This window comes from Dyella sp. RRB7 (assembly GCF_022761115.1).
In the GTDB taxonomy this organism is placed as follows: Bacteria; Pseudomonadota; Gammaproteobacteria; order Xanthomonadales; family Rhodanobacteraceae; genus Dyella.
Map to the genome: position 1 here is coordinate 399,993 of NZ_JAKWJS010000003.1, position 15,199 is coordinate 415,191.

Below are 15,199 nucleotides of genomic sequence, written 5' to 3' on the forward strand. Positions count from 1 at the left end.
GTGCGCTAGTCGGGCGACTCGCCCGGGTGACGCTCCTTCCAGGCGGCCAGCTGCTCGCGGTAGCGCCCCATCGCTTCGTCGTAGAGGTCGAAGATGCAGGGCACGCAGCCCTGGCCGCAGCAATCCTCGTCGTCGGGACGCTGGGGGCGCGTGGGAGGTGGATCATGGGAGGGCGCCGCTGCGCCCTCCGTCGCGTGGTTTCGTGGTGAATCAGTCAAACGATCATCCGGGCTTGCGGAAACGATAGATGAACTGGTCGGTATGACCACGGATCGATTTGTCGAACACCTTGATGTTGTGCGGATCGGCCGGGTTGCGCAGCACGTCGCTTTCCCCGTCGAACACAAAGCCGACCGACTCCACCTGCTGCTTGACGATGGCCGGGTCGATGCGATGCAGCGTATCGGTGTCGCGCATGCCGGAGCCGGCTTCCGCCACGTGATCCACCACCACGAACAGGCCACCGGGCTTGAGCGAATCGAAGACCTGCTTGTCGAACGACACCGGGTCGACGCTCCCCATGAACTTGTCCGGATAGTCGTGGTAGTTCTGCGAGGTGAATACCAGGTCGACCTTCTCCGGGGTCTTGAACTGCGCCGCCGGCACCATCAGCACGCCCACGTTGGCGTAATGCGGATTGGCCACCAGCGCCTTGGATGCCTGCACGTCGGACTGGGCTTCCTTGCCATATTCATTCGGCCACACGGCGTACACGCGGCCCTTAGGGCCAACGATGGCGCTGAACACCCGGGTGAAATAGCCGCTGCCGGGAATCAGGTCCACCACTGCCTCACCCGGTTTCACCTCGGCGAAAGCCATCAGGTCGGCGATCTTGCGACGATCGTCGTTGGGGGCATCATCCTTGCGGGCCGGGTCGTTGATCGCTGCGGTGACATAGGCGGGAACGCTACTGCCCGTCGCGGTTGGCGCGGCGGCCAGGGCGGCGGTGACGGGAAAAGCCAGGGATACCAGCACTGCAAGAACGGTCGGCCGCATGACGAACTCCTTCAGTCAGCTGTGGGGACGCGATGATGCGCCTTTACAGGGTAACTCGCAGCATGACCTTCGGTATGCCCACTCGCTCAAAAACTTTCGATCGCCCCCCTCCTAACCTCCCCCTGCACGCAGGGGGCGGAGTTTAAGGGCGTTACTTCGACGCCGGCTTGCCGGCCAGATCGATCAGCAGCGCGTGCCAGTAAGCCAGGTCGTCATAGAACGACTTCACCGGAATGCGCTCGTTGAGGCCGTGCGCAAACGCATCACTGTTCTGCATGAACAGGCCGCCCACGCCATAGGTGGGAATACCCGCGGCACGGAAATACAGGCCATCGGTGGCGCCCGACTCCTGCACGGGAGTAATCGGCACGCCCGGGCGAATGCTGTGCACGGCCTGGGTGACGGCCGCCAGCACATCCGGACGCAGCGGCGAGGGATCACTGGATACCGCCTTGCCAACGAGGCTCACCTCGACCTTCGGGCCCACCAGGTCCTGCAGCGTGTTGCGCACGGTATCGATGGCCACGCCGGGGAACACGCGGCAGTTGATGGTGGCCGTGGCCGACTCCGGCAACGCGTTATCCGCATGCCCGCCGCGCAATAGCGTGGCCACGCAGGTGGTGCGGGTCTTGCCCACTTCCGACGGTTCCGCGGCCAGCACCTCGGCAGCGGCCGCATCGTGCGGGTTCTGCGCAAACGCGCGCATGGCTTCGCCCAGCGTGCCCGGCGTGGTGGCGCCCAGGACCTTGAATGAGGCCAGCGTGGTGTCGTTCCACATCACCGGGAAACGGTAGCCCTGCACTTTCTTGAGTGCATCGGCCAGTTCATAGATGGCGTTGTCCGGACGCGGCAGCGAACTGTGGCCGCCCGGGTTATGCGTGGTCAGCTCGAAGCTGGCGTAGGCTTTCTCGGCCGTCTGCAGGCCGTACACCAGCGGCTTGCCGGTGTCGCTCAACTCGCCGCCACCGGCGTCCGTATTGAGCGCGAACTCGGCATCCACCAGGTCGCGGTGATGCTTCACCAGATCGTCCATGGTGTCCTGCGAAGTTTCCTCATCGCCGGTGTAGACGATGATCAGGTCGCGGGTGGGCACGAAGCCTTCTTTCTTCAGGCGGATGAAGTTGGCCGCCAGCGCGGTGACGCCGCTCTTGATGTCCTCGGTGCCGCGCCCGAAGAAATAGCCGTTCTCCTCGGTCAGCTTGAACGGGTCGCGCTGCCAGTCTTCCGGCTTGGCCGTCACCACGTCCATATGCGCCATCAGCGCAATCGGCTTGCCGCCCGTGCCATCGCCGCGATAGCGCACCACCATGGCCGCAGTCTCGCCATAGGGAATGATGTGGATGTCCGACTCGGGAAAACCCGCGGCGCGGAACTGGTCGGCCAGGTAGTTGGCCATCACCGGCACCTGCCCCTGCCCGATCTCGGTCTTGAACGCGATGAGCTGACTGAAGATGTCGCGCGCCTGGGCTTGGTCGGGGTCCAGCGTGGTCGCCATGGCAGGCAGCGCGACCGAGACGGCCAACCATGAAGCAAGCAGGGGTTTGAACATGAAGCCTCTCACCAGGATCGGAAGAAACCGTGAGTATGTCGTGTTCCCGTCCCTTCGTGCGGCCCGGGCCGCACGATTTTTTGCGGTATACCCGCTGCTATACGGGGTCAAAACGCCAGGCATCGAGAGTGCGGTATTCCCCGCCGCCGATCACGCTGTGCAGCAATGCAAAACCCTCGACCCGCCAGCTGATCGGATCGATCGGCACCGCTTGCGGCAGCACACCACGGCTGTAGGCAAACGTGACATGCGGCGTGAAGTTGCGTGAGAGATGCGCGCCCAACCCGGCCAGTATCAACGCCTGCTGCAAATCCTGCCACAGCGCTTGCAAGGCAGGAGGTACCTGCGTGCAGCGCAGTACGCAAGGCGGCTCGCGCCCATGAAACCCCGCCGCATGGTCGAGCACCAGCTCGAACGCTGCTGCGCGCACCTTGCCTGCCGCAGCGACGGCGGCCTGGACGATATCCGGGCGCAGCATCGGATGGTCGCCAAGGAAATGCAGCGTGGCGTGGTAGAGCGAGGGCCGGATCATCCGCGCGCGCAGATGTTGCGCCGCCACCACCTCGTTCGCCGCCTGCTCGACACGGCGGCCTGTCGCCTCGTTCGGCAGCAGGGCAAAGAACAGGCGATGGATTTCGGTCGGCGTGTTCGATCCACCGCCGAGCAAGTCGGGCTGGATATCGGCGGGGGCGGATCGACGGGGGCTCATGCCAAAAACAACCAGGGAAACCGGCACAGCCTACCGCAATCGCCCTGGTTTCTCCCAAGGAAGCAATAAAAGCTCGCGCCCCCATTAACAACCTTGTCACGCCGCTACCGCTGCGTCGGGAGAAGATGCTGCCCCTCCCGTGCTCACACCGTGCCGACATAGGCAAACGGAAACCAACGGCGCCGGCTGGGCATGGAAATCCGTTGAGCTGCCGTGCACATACATCGCCCTACGCTTGCCTGCGTGCGACACACCGCCGCGCTGCCGGAGGGAACGTTGATGAACCACAACAGGCACTTCCATCTGCATCACAAGATCGTCGCCGCCTGCATCGCTGCCGCCTGGGTGGCCATGCCGCTGCCGGCGCTGGCGCAATACCACCGCCATGAACCGCCACCGCGTTACGACCGCTACCACGGTTATGACCGTCACTATCGCGGCCACGACGACACCGGCGCCGTGGTGGCCGGTGCCCTGCTGGGCGTGGCTGCCGGCGCTGCCATCGTGGGCGCCAGCACGCCACAACCGCCACCGACGGTGGTCTACACCTCACCGCCGCCCCCGCCGCCTCCCGGTGTCGTGTACTACCAGGACGACGGCTACTGAGCGTGATGCCAGGCGCCCAGCTCAACCATTCGAACCCTTGAATCGGAGCATCTGACGATGACCCCTACCTTTCGCAGTATCGCCACGCCGGCCGTGCTTGCCGTCGCGCTGCTCACGGCACCGGCCTGGGCGCAGACCTCGCCCACCACCGGAACCTCCAACGCATCCTCCGCACCCGCGACCGCCAAGGACCATGCGCAAAAGCGGGCCGATGCCGTCGAACGACGCATCACCGAACTTCATGCCAAGCTGAAGATCACCGACCAGCAGTCCAAGCAGTGGGATGCGTTCGCGCAGACCATGCGCGACAACGCGCAGAAGGCGGACCAGGCCTTCCACGACCGGGCACAGAACATCGCCACCATGAGCGCGCCCGACGCCATGAAGTCCTACGCCGATCTCACGCAGTTGCATGCGGACAACATGAAGAAGCTGTCGTCGTCCTTCAATGACTTGTACGCCGTGCTTTCGCCCGAGCAGAAGCAGCTGGCCGATGCGTTGTACCGCAATCCCAACGGCAAGCAAGGTCCCGGGCCGCGCAAAGGCAGTGGCAAGGGCAGCAAGAGCGGCGCGCCTGCGAGTGCCTCATCGTCCGGTGGCTGAGCAAGTCTGCCATGGCGTCAAGTGATGCACGGTACGAAGGCGACCTTCGTGCCGTGCGTTTCGCCGGGAGCTAGCGCGCTGGCGCCGTCGTCTTGCCGGGCGCCGCCAACACCGAACGGTGTTGAACATGCAGCGGGCCAAACTGGCTGCGCGCGTCATAGGTCACGTAATGCAGCTGGCCGATGGACAACGCCACGCTGGGAGCCTCGATGGCAGCCAGTCGTTGCCGCAACGCATCCGCGCCCAGCCTGCGCCGATACAGCCCCAGGGTGAGATGCGGCACATAGGCCGCCTGCCGCACTTCGCGACTGGCATGCCCCAGCAACACTCGCCACTGGGCAAGCCGACCCTCGGGGTCGCCCACCGGAATGAAAGCCGCACTGGCGAAGCTGTCAGGCGCCGCCAGCGGCAACGTGCACGGCGTGCCGATAGCGGATTCCAGCCGGATGATCTGGCGTTGCAGCCGATCCGGCGGAAAGTCATCGTCATGAACCGCGCAGGGCTGATGAAAACCGCAGACGAACACGGTCAAGTGGGGCTGTCGTTGCGGGCTGGGATGCAGCAGGTCGCCGAGCCGGCGCCGCGCCTCGTCGATATACGCCAGCAGGGCCGGTTGCTCGACCGGGGCGATCCACACGCCATAGCGCTCGCGGCCGCGATGCCACTCGGGGTAGTCGCGCAGCTCGGCCACCAGCGTTTCGGCGGGACTTGCGAGTGGATCGGAAAAAAGCATGCCCACAATGGTAGCCGCAAGCTTCGCCAGCGCGGGCATTCCCCTGCGGGAAGTCATATCGCCATGCCACCGGCAGCTCACTAGAGTGAGCGGGGCTGGAAGCTCAACCGTGTTGCAAGAACCCCGAACACCTTCGGAGACCGTCATGCCACGCAAGCGCCACCCTGCCCTCGCCGCCGCGCTCTGGGGCGGATTCATCGCCGGCACCGTCGACATCGGGGCCGCCTCGCTGATCAGCGGCTACCACCCTGTCGTGATCCTCAAGTACATCGCGGGGGGCGTGCTCGGCAAATCGGCGCTGGCCGGCGATCTATCCGTCGCCGGGCTTGGCCTGCTGCTGCAATGGGCGATGTCGATCATCATCGCCGCCATCTTCGTGCTGGCGACGCGCCGCCGCGCCGCGCTAGCCAGGCAATGGCCCGTATGGGGCGTCATCTACGGCGCGGTGATCTTCGTGGTGATGAACTACGTGGTGGTGCCGCTATCGGCCCTGCACGCCAAGCCCCACTTCACCGTCTTCAACCTGATCGCCAACCTTGCCGCCATGCTGCTGTTCGGCTGGATCGTGGCGCTGCTGGCCAGCAAAGCCTCGGCGTCGACGCCGGCATCGTGAGTGCCATGTGCGGTTGGCGCGATGTCCGCCTCTCGCAGAGGCGGACATTCTCGCGGCGCGACCACGTGCTTGCCTTCAACGGCATTGACGCTCGGTCGAAACTTCCTACCCAGCGCCCCTAGTACAACGGCGTGCCCGCGTTATAGGCGCTGACGAAAGACTGCCAATCCAGATTCACCTGGGCGGCATAGTTGAACGCAAAAGTCGAAATCTCCGATTCGAGCCCGCTGGTGCTGGTGACGGCATTGCTCACCTGCTTGTCGATGCTGTAAGGCACGATGGCGCTGTTGTAGTCCTGATCGGAAATCGCATGAGCCGATGCGAGCGCCTGTCCAAGATACGTCGCGGCGGTATTGAGCTTGCCGGCGCTGGTCAGCTTGGTGTAGTCGAAATCTTCCTCGAACGGCGATTTCTCGTGGAAGAAATAGGCCTGGCCGTTGATGGTGGCATAACCGATCAGCACGTCGGCGTTGAGTGTCTGCGCCTTGGCCGTCATGGCCACGCGATTGCCTTCGTTGTTGTTGTAATCCGCCGCGGGCAGCTGGCCATTGTCCACCTCGGCCAAGGCGCTGGCGGTTTCCTGCTTCAGTTCCAGGATTACATCGTCGGAGGTCGATGTGGACGGGCCTTCGATGAGTACGTAATAGCGCAGCTTGCCCAGGCTGCCGACACCCGATCCGAGCTTCTGATGGATGTCCTTCACCTGGTAGTAACTGGCGGCGTACTGCTTGGACGACGCGATGGAGCTGATGTAGCTGTTCATCGCGGCGGCGATGTTGCTGTAGGTGGTGCTGTCCACCGCCACCAGCGTATTGGCGATGTTCTGGAAGCTGCGCACGCCGCCGGTCACCTGCGTGTACTTGCCGAGCAGACTGGCGCGGCTATCGCTCTTGGAATCGCCGATGGTGTTCTGCACCGCGCCGGACGTGTTGCCATTCTTGAGCTGGAAGCTCAGCTCGGCGTTGCCGCCCGTGAAATTGTTCATTTCGCTGACATACGCGCCCACCATGGTGTCGATGGCGGTCGTAATGTCGCTGTCCGCGATGCCGTTGGCGCGACCGGCCAGCACCATGCTGGTGGCCAGGCGACGCAGGTCCCATACGTACTGGCCAAGATAGCCCTCGTCGAAATCATCCACCGAAAACACGTTGTTGCCGCTGCTGTCCTGCCACGCGCCGAAGTTGCCGATATGCGCGTCGCCACCGATCCAGGTGTAGCCGGTCTGCGTGGTCGCATAACTCGACGCCGGCAGGGTCAGCATGTCCTGGTAGAAAATATGATCGGTACCGCGATAGAAGTCGAAGGCATCGGCCGCCATGGTCGACATCTTGGTGGCCAGGTCGGCGCTGTCGGTAGCCGCAAAGGGATGGTTATAGTTGTAGATCTGCGAAACCACCCAACTGGTTCGCGAGGTGGCGGCATGCGCGACGGATGCGCACAGCAAACTGGCGACGGACAAGACCATCCACGCTTTCTTCATGACTAGCCCCCGGAATAATGAAAAGGCGCAGCAAAGCCGCGCCCGTCTTGGTGAAGGGGGAGATTCAAGCAACCCTGCGTGACAGCGAGGTGACTCGATGGCGCACTCCAAGCCGGCCACGCCCGTCTCGACCGCAAGACATTGCGATATCGATCGCGGCATCATTGGCCATCGCCACCCGCCGCGCGAAACACCAGGGCCGCCATGGAACCGCTACGTCGAATCGCGATCTGCCTCCTGGTCGCCTACTGCGCCTATTCCGCACACGTCATCTGGCTGATGAATCGCACCCACGACACCTGCAGCGAGGCGCTGCAGGGACAACCCGACAGGCACGAACTGCTTGGCGCGCAACGCATTTGCAGCGCGGCCGGCGTGGATACCATGGCCATGTTGAAGGTGATCTTTCCGCAAACGCCTCGGCACAGGCCCGCGTCTTGAGCACAAGCCACCGCCAGGCGATGCCTGATTCGCGAGCCGATCCATGAGCACTGGCGATGACGCCGTGCAAGCGCGCAGCGGCTCGTGGTGGCTGTATCTGATCGAGTGCCGCGACGGCTCGTTCTATGCCGGCATCACCAACGACCTCGATGCACGCTACGCGGCCCATGTCGCCGGCCGTGGCGCCCGCTACACGCGATCGCACCCGCCGCTGCGGCTGATCGGTGCGCGGCCCTATGCGGACAGGGCTGCGGCGTCACGTGCCGAGTGGGAGATCAAGCAATTGCCCCGGCATCGCAAGCCTGGCTATTTGAGCGAAGGCGCTGATTGAGTCCACTGGAAGCACCGCAACGCCCCTCCCGTCATCCCGGCGAAGGCCGGAATGACGGAAAGGACCTGACAGAACAGGGTTATATGGTCACAGGGAACTAAGACGCCTTCTTCAGCAACGCCGTCAAATGATCCAGCTGCGCACGGTAGCGGTCGAGCACCTTGGCGGTAGCCACCGCATATTGGTTGGCCTCGTCCCAGCGACGCGCCTCCAGCGCTTCGCGCACGCCGGGCACGGTCTTCACTTCATAGCCGGTCAACATGCCCGGTGCGTAGATCATGTGCTGGAACCATGGGCGCCCAGGCAGGCCCGAGCGGTCGGACAGCGCCTGCTCCATTTGGCCCATCAAGGCATTCAACTCGCGCAATTGCCCGGCCGACAGATCAAAGCCCGCCGCAGCGCGCTCGTCATAAGCGGCTTCATAAGCCTGCGCACTCTGCTTGAGTTGTTTGGCCGCCTGATCCAGCGGCGCCAGCTGGATGTCCGGCACGTCGGAATCACGCGCGGGCGGCGCCACCGGACGCGTGGGGTCCGACACCAGCGCGAAAGCCCGCTGGTCGAGCAGCTTGTGCTGCTGCTCGGTGTCCTTGCGGGTGGTATCGAGCAGCTTGTGCAGCTGATCCACGTAGCGATCCAGCGTGTCGCTGAAATCGCCGAAGCGCAGCGGCACCACGCTGGCATCCGCCGTGCGCAGCACGATGTGCCCGGCGACCTTGGACAACGCCACGCCGTAGGCGAAGGTGGGGTCGCCAAAGCGCGCGTAGTGATCAAACGAGTCATAGGCCGAGTGATAGATGCCGCCGTTGTCGTCCTCGCCGCTGAAGCCGAGGTCCAGCGAGGCAATGCCCAGGTGCTCGAGGAAGGCACTGAAGTCCGAGCCCGAGCCCAGCGCGCCGATCGGCACGTCGCCGCCCTGTGCCGCCAACGTGGCTTCTTCCTTGATGGCGGGCTTGGCGTCCTTGCTGCTGCCGTCGACCAGCAGGCGGGCGCGCATGCGTTCGCGCACGCTCACGGTGGTCTCGGGATCGGTGACGCCGTCGGCCACCTGGTTCACCAGGTGCTGCAGCGAATGGCTGCCACCGGCGCTGAGGAAGCCGCGGCCGTTGGTGTCGGAGTTGAGATACAGCACGGCCTTCTGCTGCAGCTCCTTGCCATGCGTCTCCGCCCATTCGGTGGAACCGAGCAGGCCCGGCTCCTCACCGTCCCAGCTGGCATAGACCAGCGTGCGCTGCGGGCGCCAGCCCTGCCTGTACAGCGTGCCGATGGCCTTGGCCTCGGCCAGCAACGCGACATTGCCCGATAGCGGATCCCACGCGCCAAACACCCAGCCATCGTGGTGATTGCCGCGGATGACCCACTGGTCCGGCTCGGTGGAGCCCTTGAGCACGGCGATCACGTCGTACACCGGCTTCTGCCCCCAATCGGACAGCACCGTCAGGTGCACCGGCGCCGTGCTGGGTCCTACGTGATAGGTCAGCGGCAGCGAGCCGCGCCAGCGGGACGGCGCCACCGGCCCGGTGAGCGATTGCAGCAGCGGCGTGGCATCGGCATAGGAGATCGGTATCACCGGAATCTTCAGCAGCGTCTTCGCATCCTTCAACGCCAGCCGCTTGGCCTCGGGCGTCGAACCCACGCCGGGCGTGAGCGGATCGCCGGGGTATTGCTGCATGTCGGCCACCGAACCGCGCTGCACGCCATCGGCCGGGCGCCAGCCGCCCTGCGGATAGGTGTCGCCCTCCGCATAGCCATCGTCATGCGGGTCCGAGTAGATCAGGCAACCTACCGCACCATGCTCCTGCGCCAGCTTGGGCTTGAGGCCACGCCAGCCACCGCCGTAGCGGGTGATGACGATCTTGCCGCGCACGTCGATGCCGCGACGGGCCAGCTCCTTGTAGTCGTCCGGCATGCCGTAGTTGGCGTAGACCAGCGGCGCGGTCACGTCGCCATCGCCGCCGTAGACGTTGTAGGGCGGCAACACGCCGTCCTGGATGCTGGAGGTGGCATCGCCCGCCACCGCCGGCTCGTTGAGTTTCGCGGTATAGGGGTGCGGCCCCTGCAGCTCCAGCACCACTTTCTTCGGCGTGGGATAGAGCACGCTGAAGGTTTCGATATGGGCATCCCAGCCCCACTCGCGGAACTTGGCCAGCATGAATTCGGCATTGGCCTTGTCGTGCGGCGCACCGACCTGGTTGGGCCCGGACGACATCTGCTTGAGCCATTCACGCTGGTCGGCAGGGTCCAGCAGCGCATCGAAACGCTGCTCCAGGCTCTGCTGCGCGGCGGCGCCAGCGCTGGTGAAACCAAGCATGGCATCGTTGCCTTGACGGTTATCGGCAGCCGACGTGGCGGTGCCCATCGTCGCCAGCAGGCAAGCCGCCAGCAGCGGCCGGATCTTCAATCGGGTCATGCGTTTCCTCTCCCTAGGCTGGTCATGCAGGTAGTGACGCGGGCGAACCTGCCCCAATGAACGATCGAAGCCCCCTCTCTCCCGTCAGCCCGGTGTTCGCCGGCATGACGATCCAGAGCAGCAATCCCTGACGCGACAGTTATAGCAAGGGCTGGGCTGCCGGCACCTAGGACAAAGGTCATGCCTGCCCGTGGCGACGCCCAGCCTTCCATGCCTCAAGGCGACGGCGAATGTAGCCGTGGTAGTCGCTTTCCGTGTGCAGCGCGGTCAGCTCGGGCTGGGAGCCTTCCGCCTGGCCAGGCACCGGCAGCTGCGCCACCAGCGCGGCATACACCTGCTGCAAATGCGACGGCTGGCCCGCCGCGGGGTTGGCGCCTGTCGAGCGAGGCGCCACGACGCCGGCGAGCGGATCGTCCGTGCGCGGTGCCGCAAGGCTGAGCACAGCCCCGACCGTTGGAGCGGCGGCATCGCGGGCCGTCAACGCCGGTACGTTCCAGCGTTGTTCCACCGTGCGCAGTATCGAGGTGTGATCGAACGGCGTGGCGCCATCGGGCACGCGCAACACCGTGCCCGCGGGAATCAGCGGCGAGACCAGCACGGTCGGCACGCGCGGGCCGAACCGCTTGAAATCGAAACCATGCTCGCCCGCCGTGGCATCCGGCGGCACTGCGCCCAGGGGCGGCGGCACGTGGTCATAACAGCCGCCGTGTTCGTCGTAGGTAATGATCAGCAGGGTCTGGTTCCACGCCGGGCTGTTGCGCAGGGCGACGTACACGTCATGGATCAATTGCTCGCCCAGTGCGACATCGTAGTTGGGATGCTGGCTGTTGCCGCTGGAACCCCAGCTCGGCTCCAGAAAGGTGTAAGACGCCAGCGTGCCCTTCGCCGCGGCCGCCTGGAAATCCGTGAACTGGCCGAAGCTGGCATCCGGCGCACCGACGAGGTCGGTGAAGGTCACGCGCGTCAGCGGGTCCGCATCGTAGCCATGGATCATCCATGACACGCCCCGTTTGCTGAGCGAGGTGTAGATGGTCGGCGCCGTGAACGACTTGGTGGTGTCGTCCATATGCCCTTGCGAGGTGCCCGCATGCACGAAAGCGCGATTGGGCAGCGTTTCGGTGGGCACCGAGCCGTACCAGTGATCGCATACCGCAAAGCCGCGCGCCAACGCAGACAACACCGGCAGCGTATCCGGCGTATGCATGCCCATGATGTCCGCCGCCACCGTGCCGCTGAGGATCGACCACTTCTCCGTGGCTTCCCAACCCAGCGTGTAGGCAAAGTTGGCGACAAAACCCTGATTGGTCGCCACCGCGGGCGTCGGCGCCGTATCGCTGCCGAACAGTTGTGCGTTGGTGGCGCTATAGCCCTCGCCCGGATCGGCCCCGGGCTGAAAGTAGGTGGATGTCGTCGATGGCGGAATCTTGAACACCGTCACCGGCGCCGCACCATTGGCGCCAGGATTGGATTCCGTGCCCGTCAGCCCGTCGAACGGTTGGCCGGCGGTCGACACGTTGCCGCTGTCCGCATAGAGGAAACCGAGCATGTGATCGAACGACCGGTTCTCCAGCATCAGTACGACGATATGGTTGATCGCCGCCAGCGGATCGGCGCTTGTGTTGGACATGTCGTGCCACCTTCCCTTCGCGAAGTGCGCAGTTGCATGCCGCCATCGAGGCCAGGGCCATTCCAGCATCGGCGCATGTCGATGGCGTTACCCCGCCATCTTGCCCGGCGCGCGGAGGCCATGACGACCACGCCGTCACACGCACTGAAGTTTGTCGCCCGGGCGCCGATAACACGGTATGCCACGGCAACGAGGCCGCTCCGGCGCGTGCCCCACGGCACGCTTCAGGCGAATTCTTCAAGGTGGGAAACCTATGCTGCAACCGGCGCCCAATATCACTTATCTCAAAGCGGCCTGGGCCGCGCTTGGCGGAATCAGCGGAGCCAATGCCAAGCAGAGCTACGAAGCCGCTGGCCTGAGCTTTACCCGCGTCAACCATTCCACCCTGGTACGCAAGAACGATGTCCAGGTGTCCACCATGCCGGTGCGCTACACGCGCCAGGAGCTGCGGGTGGGCTTTCTCGGACGCATCGAAAACGAGGTGCGCAAAATGGTGGCCCAGATGGAGCCCATTCTGCTGCGCGACCTGGAACTTCCCTCGGGGTACCAGCTGGTCATCGAGCTGGAGGAATGCCTGCGCCTGCTCCGTCGCAAAGGCAACCGCTCGCTTTCCATCATGGTGGTTCCGCAGGAAGAAACCGCATTCGCCGCCACGCTGCGGATCGAAATGCGCGTCTTCCTCGATTCACCGCGCGCCTGCCTGTTCGCCTGCGTCGCCGATGCCGGCATGCACCACCATGTCGACCTGCTGGCCACCGCCCCCAAGCGCGTGCGCGTGCCGCGCGCAGGCAGCTACGCCGAACTGGCCGAACAGATGGCCAGCACGGTCAACGCCGCGCTCTCGCTCGCCTACACCGACGCGCTGGCGGCCTGATCGGCGGCGCGCAGGGACGATCCGCCAACGAGCAAAACGGCGGCCGTCATCCACGTACGTATCTTTTGTCCGTTCATCGCATTCCTCACCGGGCATGCGTGTTTCTTCGCGGAACCGTCTTTGCCAGGCGTCATGCGCTGTGCGCGGCCCAACATGCGCGAACGGCCCACTCCAAGTCGTAAAAGTAAACGCCAAGCGGCGCCGGCCACCACGATCGCGATTCCTTGCGACCAACCCAGGTCGACGGAACTGTCACCCCATCTCGATAGACTGCCGTACGCTGTCTCTCTCAACCGGGCCGTCGAACAGGTAAGCCGTGACCCACTCCAGCACGTCCGAACCGTGGAAGAAACCTGCCCTGCTGGCTGCCAGCGTCGGCGCACTCGGGGTGGTTTTCGGTGACATCGGCACCAGTCCGCTCTACACCTTCAAGACCGTGCTCGACCTGACCGGTGGCCATGCCGCGCCGACGATACTGGGCGTGATCTCGCTGTTGGTATGGACGCTGGTCATCGTCACCACGGTGAAGTACGCCGGCTTCGCCATGCGCATCGACAACGACGGCGAAGGCGGCATCCTCGCCTTGATGGCCTTGCTCGGCGTCAAGCGACATCAGCGCCCGCTGATCGTCGCGACCGGCCTGTTCGGGGCCGCGCTGATCTACGGCGACGGCGCCATCACGCCGGCCATCTCCGTGCTATCGGCACTGGAGGGCCTGAACATCGTCGCGCCATCGCTGCAACATTATGTGCTGCCGCTCACCGTGGTCATCCTGCTGGCGCTGTTTGCGCTGCAGCCGATGGGCACCGCCAAGATCGGACGGGCCTTCGGCCCCATCATGGCGCTTTGGTTCCTGACCATGGCCACGCTGGGGCTATGGGGCATCACGCAGCATCCGGCCATCCTGTGGGCACTCAACCCGTACTACGGCATCCACTATCTGGTGAATGGCGGCGGCAGCGGATTCCTGGTGTTGGGCGGCGTCTTTCTGTGCGTCACCGGCGCCGAAGCCCTGTATGCGGACATGGGCCACTTCGGCGCAGGCCCGATCAAGCTGGCGTGGTCCACCCTGGTGTTTCCCAGCCTGGTGCTCAACTACGCGGGCCAGGGCGCCATCGTACTGGCCGGCGCACCGACGGAAGGCAACATCTTCTATCGCTTGTGCCCGCCGTGGCTCACCTTGCCCCTGATCATCCTGTCGACCGTCGCCACCATCATCGCCAGCCAGTCGATCATCACCGGCGCGTTCTCGATGACGCGGCAAGCCATCCAGCTCGGCTGGATGCCCCGGCTGAAGATTCGGCAGACCTCGCAGGAAGGCTACGGCCAGATCTATGTCGGTGGGGTCAACTGGGTGTTGATGCTGGTGACCATCGGCCTGGCGCTGGGCTTTGGCAAGTCGGACAACCTTGCCGGCGCTTACGGCATCGCCGTGTCCGCCACCATGTTGATGACCACCGGTTTGCTGTTTATCGCCATGCGCGAAATCTGGCAATGGAACCTGGCCATCAGCGGCGCCATTGCCGGCCTGTTTTTCGTGGTGGACGCATCGTTCTTTGCATCGAACATGATGAAGCTGTTCGACGGCGGCTATGTGCCGTTGATACTCGCCGCCATGGTCTACACGATCATGTACGTATGGCACAAAGGCATTACCGCCGTCGCCCTGCGGCTTGGCGAAAACCCGGTGCCCATCGATAGCTTTTTCGCCGACCTTGCCGAGGCCAGGATATCGCGTGTGCCGGGTACCGCCGTATTTCTCACCCGCGCCAAAGCCAATACGCCACCGGTGATGCAGTGGTACGTGCGGCACAGTCACGCGCTGCATGAGCGGGTACTGGCGGTCACGCTGGATGTCGCGTCCACGCCGTACATCGCGGCGAAAGACCGGCTGAGCATGGCCGAGATGGCGCCCAACTTCTGGGTCATCACCGCCCGCTACGGCTTCATGCAGAAACCCGACCTGCCGGCCCTGATGTCGCTGATCGCCACGCGCGGCTGCCCCATCGAAACCCACGAGCTGACCTATTTCATCGGCATGGAGAAAATCGTGCCGCGCGATGATGGTCGCGGCCTGCCACGCTGGATCGAAGGGTTGTTCAACGTCCTGCTGCGCAACAGCGCCCGCGTGACCGACTACCTCCATGTGCCGCCCGACCAGGTCGTGGACATCGGGCGGCAGGTGTCGATCTAGCCGGCATTGCCAACGGTGAGCGGCGGCGCCGGCCCG

At 64.5% G+C, this 15,199-nt stretch carries 15 protein-coding genes; 7 read left to right on the forward strand and 8 right to left on the reverse strand.

The genetic code is table 11. The features are described from left to right. Window positions 1–5 precede the first annotated feature (5 nt). The 4 genes from MJ606_RS10825 to MJ606_RS10840 all read right to left on the reverse strand — a co-directional run bounded on the left by MJ606_RS10825 (window position 6) and on the right by MJ606_RS10840 (window position 3,254). Window positions 6–269, reverse strand: coding sequence for an oxidoreductase-like domain-containing protein (locus tag MJ606_RS10825; protein WP_343214813.1), 264 nt, complete (start codon window positions 267–269; stop codon window positions 6–8). Beyond that, window positions 223–996 (reverse strand): methyltransferase, encoded by a 774-nt coding sequence (locus MJ606_RS10830; RefSeq protein WP_243049522.1) that lies wholly within the window; start codon window positions 994–996, stop codon window positions 223–225. Before MJ606_RS10830 ends, MJ606_RS10825 begins: the two co-directional genes overlap by 47 nt. A 151-nt stretch (window positions 997–1,147) precedes the next feature. Then, entirely contained in the window at window positions 1,148–2,545 is a 1,398-nt protein-coding gene (locus MJ606_RS10835) for a M20/M25/M40 family metallo-hydrolase (RefSeq protein ID WP_243049523.1), read from the reverse strand. A gap of 97 nt (window positions 2,546–2,642) precedes the next feature. Continuing rightward, window positions 2,643–3,254, reverse strand: coding sequence for a 2'-5' RNA ligase family protein (locus MJ606_RS10840; protein ID WP_243049524.1), 612 nt, complete (start codon window positions 3,252–3,254; stop codon window positions 2,643–2,645). 279 nt (window positions 3,255–3,533) lie between these two features. Between MJ606_RS10840 and MJ606_RS10845 the strand changes: the two genes are divergently transcribed. Together MJ606_RS10845 and MJ606_RS10850 are read left to right on the forward strand one after the other, a co-directional pair. Then, window positions 3,534–3,860 (forward strand): hypothetical protein, encoded by a 327-nt coding sequence (locus MJ606_RS10845; RefSeq protein WP_243049525.1) that lies wholly within the window; start codon window positions 3,534–3,536, stop codon window positions 3,858–3,860. Window positions 3,861–3,917: 57 nt separating this feature from the next. Next, on the forward strand, window positions 3,918–4,463 hold the full coding sequence (locus MJ606_RS10850; RefSeq protein WP_243049526.1) for a Spy/CpxP family protein refolding chaperone: 546 nt from the start codon (window positions 3,918–3,920) through the stop codon (window positions 4,461–4,463). A gap of 70 nt (window positions 4,464–4,533) precedes the next feature. Here the strand turns inward: MJ606_RS10850 and MJ606_RS10855 are convergent, their stop codons facing one another. Continuing rightward, window positions 4,534–5,196, reverse strand: a complete 663-nt coding sequence (locus MJ606_RS10855) for a 2'-5' RNA ligase family protein (protein WP_243049527.1) — start codon at window positions 5,194–5,196, stop codon at window positions 4,534–4,536. 145 nt (window positions 5,197–5,341) lie between these two features. Here MJ606_RS10855 and MJ606_RS10860 point away from each other — a divergent pair, with 145 nt between their 5' ends. Further along, window positions 5,342–5,809 carry a hypothetical protein gene (locus MJ606_RS10860; protein ID WP_243049528.1) on the forward strand — a complete coding sequence of 156 codons (468 nt, stop codon included), beginning with the start codon at window positions 5,342–5,344 and terminating at the stop codon, window positions 5,807–5,809. A gap of 118 nt (window positions 5,810–5,927) precedes the next feature. Here MJ606_RS10860 and MJ606_RS10865 read toward each other — a convergent pair whose 3' ends face one another. Continuing rightward, window positions 5,928–7,289, reverse strand: a complete 1,362-nt coding sequence (locus tag MJ606_RS10865) for a DUF2252 family protein (protein WP_243049529.1) — start codon at window positions 7,287–7,289, stop codon at window positions 5,928–5,930. A 204-nt stretch (window positions 7,290–7,493) separates the two neighbouring features. Here MJ606_RS10865 and MJ606_RS10870 point away from each other — a divergent pair, with 204 nt between their 5' ends. After that, complete coding sequence (locus MJ606_RS10870; protein WP_243049530.1) at window positions 7,494–7,730, forward strand: hypothetical protein; 237 nt, start codon at window positions 7,494–7,496, stop codon at window positions 7,728–7,730. Window positions 7,731–7,773: 43 nt separating this feature from the next. Beyond that, window positions 7,774–8,061, forward strand: coding sequence for a GIY-YIG nuclease family protein (locus tag MJ606_RS10875; protein WP_243049531.1), 288 nt, complete (start codon window positions 7,774–7,776; stop codon window positions 8,059–8,061). A 97-nt stretch (window positions 8,062–8,158) separates the two neighbouring features. Here the strand turns inward: MJ606_RS10875 and MJ606_RS10880 are convergent, their stop codons facing one another. Both MJ606_RS10880 and MJ606_RS10885 read right to left on the reverse strand, forming a co-directional pair. Beyond that, window positions 8,159–10,468 carry a transferrin receptor-like dimerization domain-containing protein gene (locus tag MJ606_RS10880; protein ID WP_243049532.1) on the reverse strand — a complete coding sequence of 770 codons (2,310 nt, stop codon included), beginning with the start codon at window positions 10,466–10,468 and terminating at the stop codon, window positions 8,159–8,161. 178 nt (window positions 10,469–10,646) lie between these two features. Next, complete coding sequence (locus MJ606_RS10885) at window positions 10,647–12,095, reverse strand: alkaline phosphatase family protein (RefSeq protein ID WP_243049533.1); 1,449 nt, start codon at window positions 12,093–12,095, stop codon at window positions 10,647–10,649. A 253-nt stretch (window positions 12,096–12,348) separates the two neighbouring features. Between MJ606_RS10885 and MJ606_RS10890 the strand changes: the two genes are divergently transcribed. Next, window positions 12,349–12,969 (forward strand): hypothetical protein, encoded by a 621-nt coding sequence (locus MJ606_RS10890; protein ID WP_243049534.1) that lies wholly within the window; start codon window positions 12,349–12,351, stop codon window positions 12,967–12,969. 316 nt (window positions 12,970–13,285) lie between these two features. After that, the gene (locus tag MJ606_RS10895) at window positions 13,286–15,163 is read left to right on the forward strand and encodes a KUP/HAK/KT family potassium transporter (protein WP_243049535.1); all 1,878 of its coding nucleotides are present in this window, start codon (window positions 13,286–13,288) and stop codon (window positions 15,161–15,163) included. The last annotated feature ends 36 nt before the right edge of the window (window positions 15,164–15,199 follow it).

Coding starts and splice junctions, on each gene's coding strand:
- MJ606_RS10830 (WP_243049522.1), bottom strand. CDS start 996: ATGCGGCCGACCGTTCTTGCAGTGCTGGTATCCCTGGCTTTTCCCGTC.
- MJ606_RS10835 (WP_243049523.1), bottom strand. CDS start 2,545: ATGTTCAAACCCCTGCTTGCTTCATGGTTGGCCGTCTCGGTCGCGCTG.
- MJ606_RS10840 (WP_243049524.1), bottom strand. CDS start 3,254: ATGAGCCCCCGTCGATCCGCCCCCGCCGATATCCAGCCCGACTTGCTC.
- MJ606_RS10845 (WP_243049525.1), top strand. CDS start 3,534: ATGAACCACAACAGGCACTTCCATCTGCATCACAAGATCGTCGCCGCC.
- MJ606_RS10850 (WP_243049526.1), top strand. CDS start 3,918: ATGACCCCTACCTTTCGCAGTATCGCCACGCCGGCCGTGCTTGCCGTC.
- MJ606_RS10855 (WP_243049527.1), bottom strand. CDS start 5,196: ATGCTTTTTTCCGATCCACTCGCAAGTCCCGCCGAAACGCTGGTGGCC.
- MJ606_RS10860 (WP_243049528.1), top strand. CDS start 5,342: ATGCCACGCAAGCGCCACCCTGCCCTCGCCGCCGCGCTCTGGGGCGGA.
- MJ606_RS10865 (WP_243049529.1), bottom strand. CDS start 7,289: ATGAAGAAAGCGTGGATGGTCTTGTCCGTCGCCAGTTTGCTGTGCGCA.
- MJ606_RS10870 (WP_243049530.1), top strand. CDS start 7,494: ATGGAACCGCTACGTCGAATCGCGATCTGCCTCCTGGTCGCCTACTGC.
- MJ606_RS10875 (WP_243049531.1), top strand. CDS start 7,774: ATGAGCACTGGCGATGACGCCGTGCAAGCGCGCAGCGGCTCGTGGTGG.
- MJ606_RS10880 (WP_243049532.1), bottom strand. CDS start 10,468: ATGACCCGATTGAAGATCCGGCCGCTGCTGGCGGCTTGCCTGCTGGCG.
- MJ606_RS10885 (WP_243049533.1), bottom strand. CDS start 12,095: ATGTCCAACACAAGCGCCGATCCGCTGGCGGCGATCAACCATATCGTC.
- MJ606_RS10890 (WP_243049534.1), top strand. CDS start 12,349: ATGCTGCAACCGGCGCCCAATATCACTTATCTCAAAGCGGCCTGGGCC.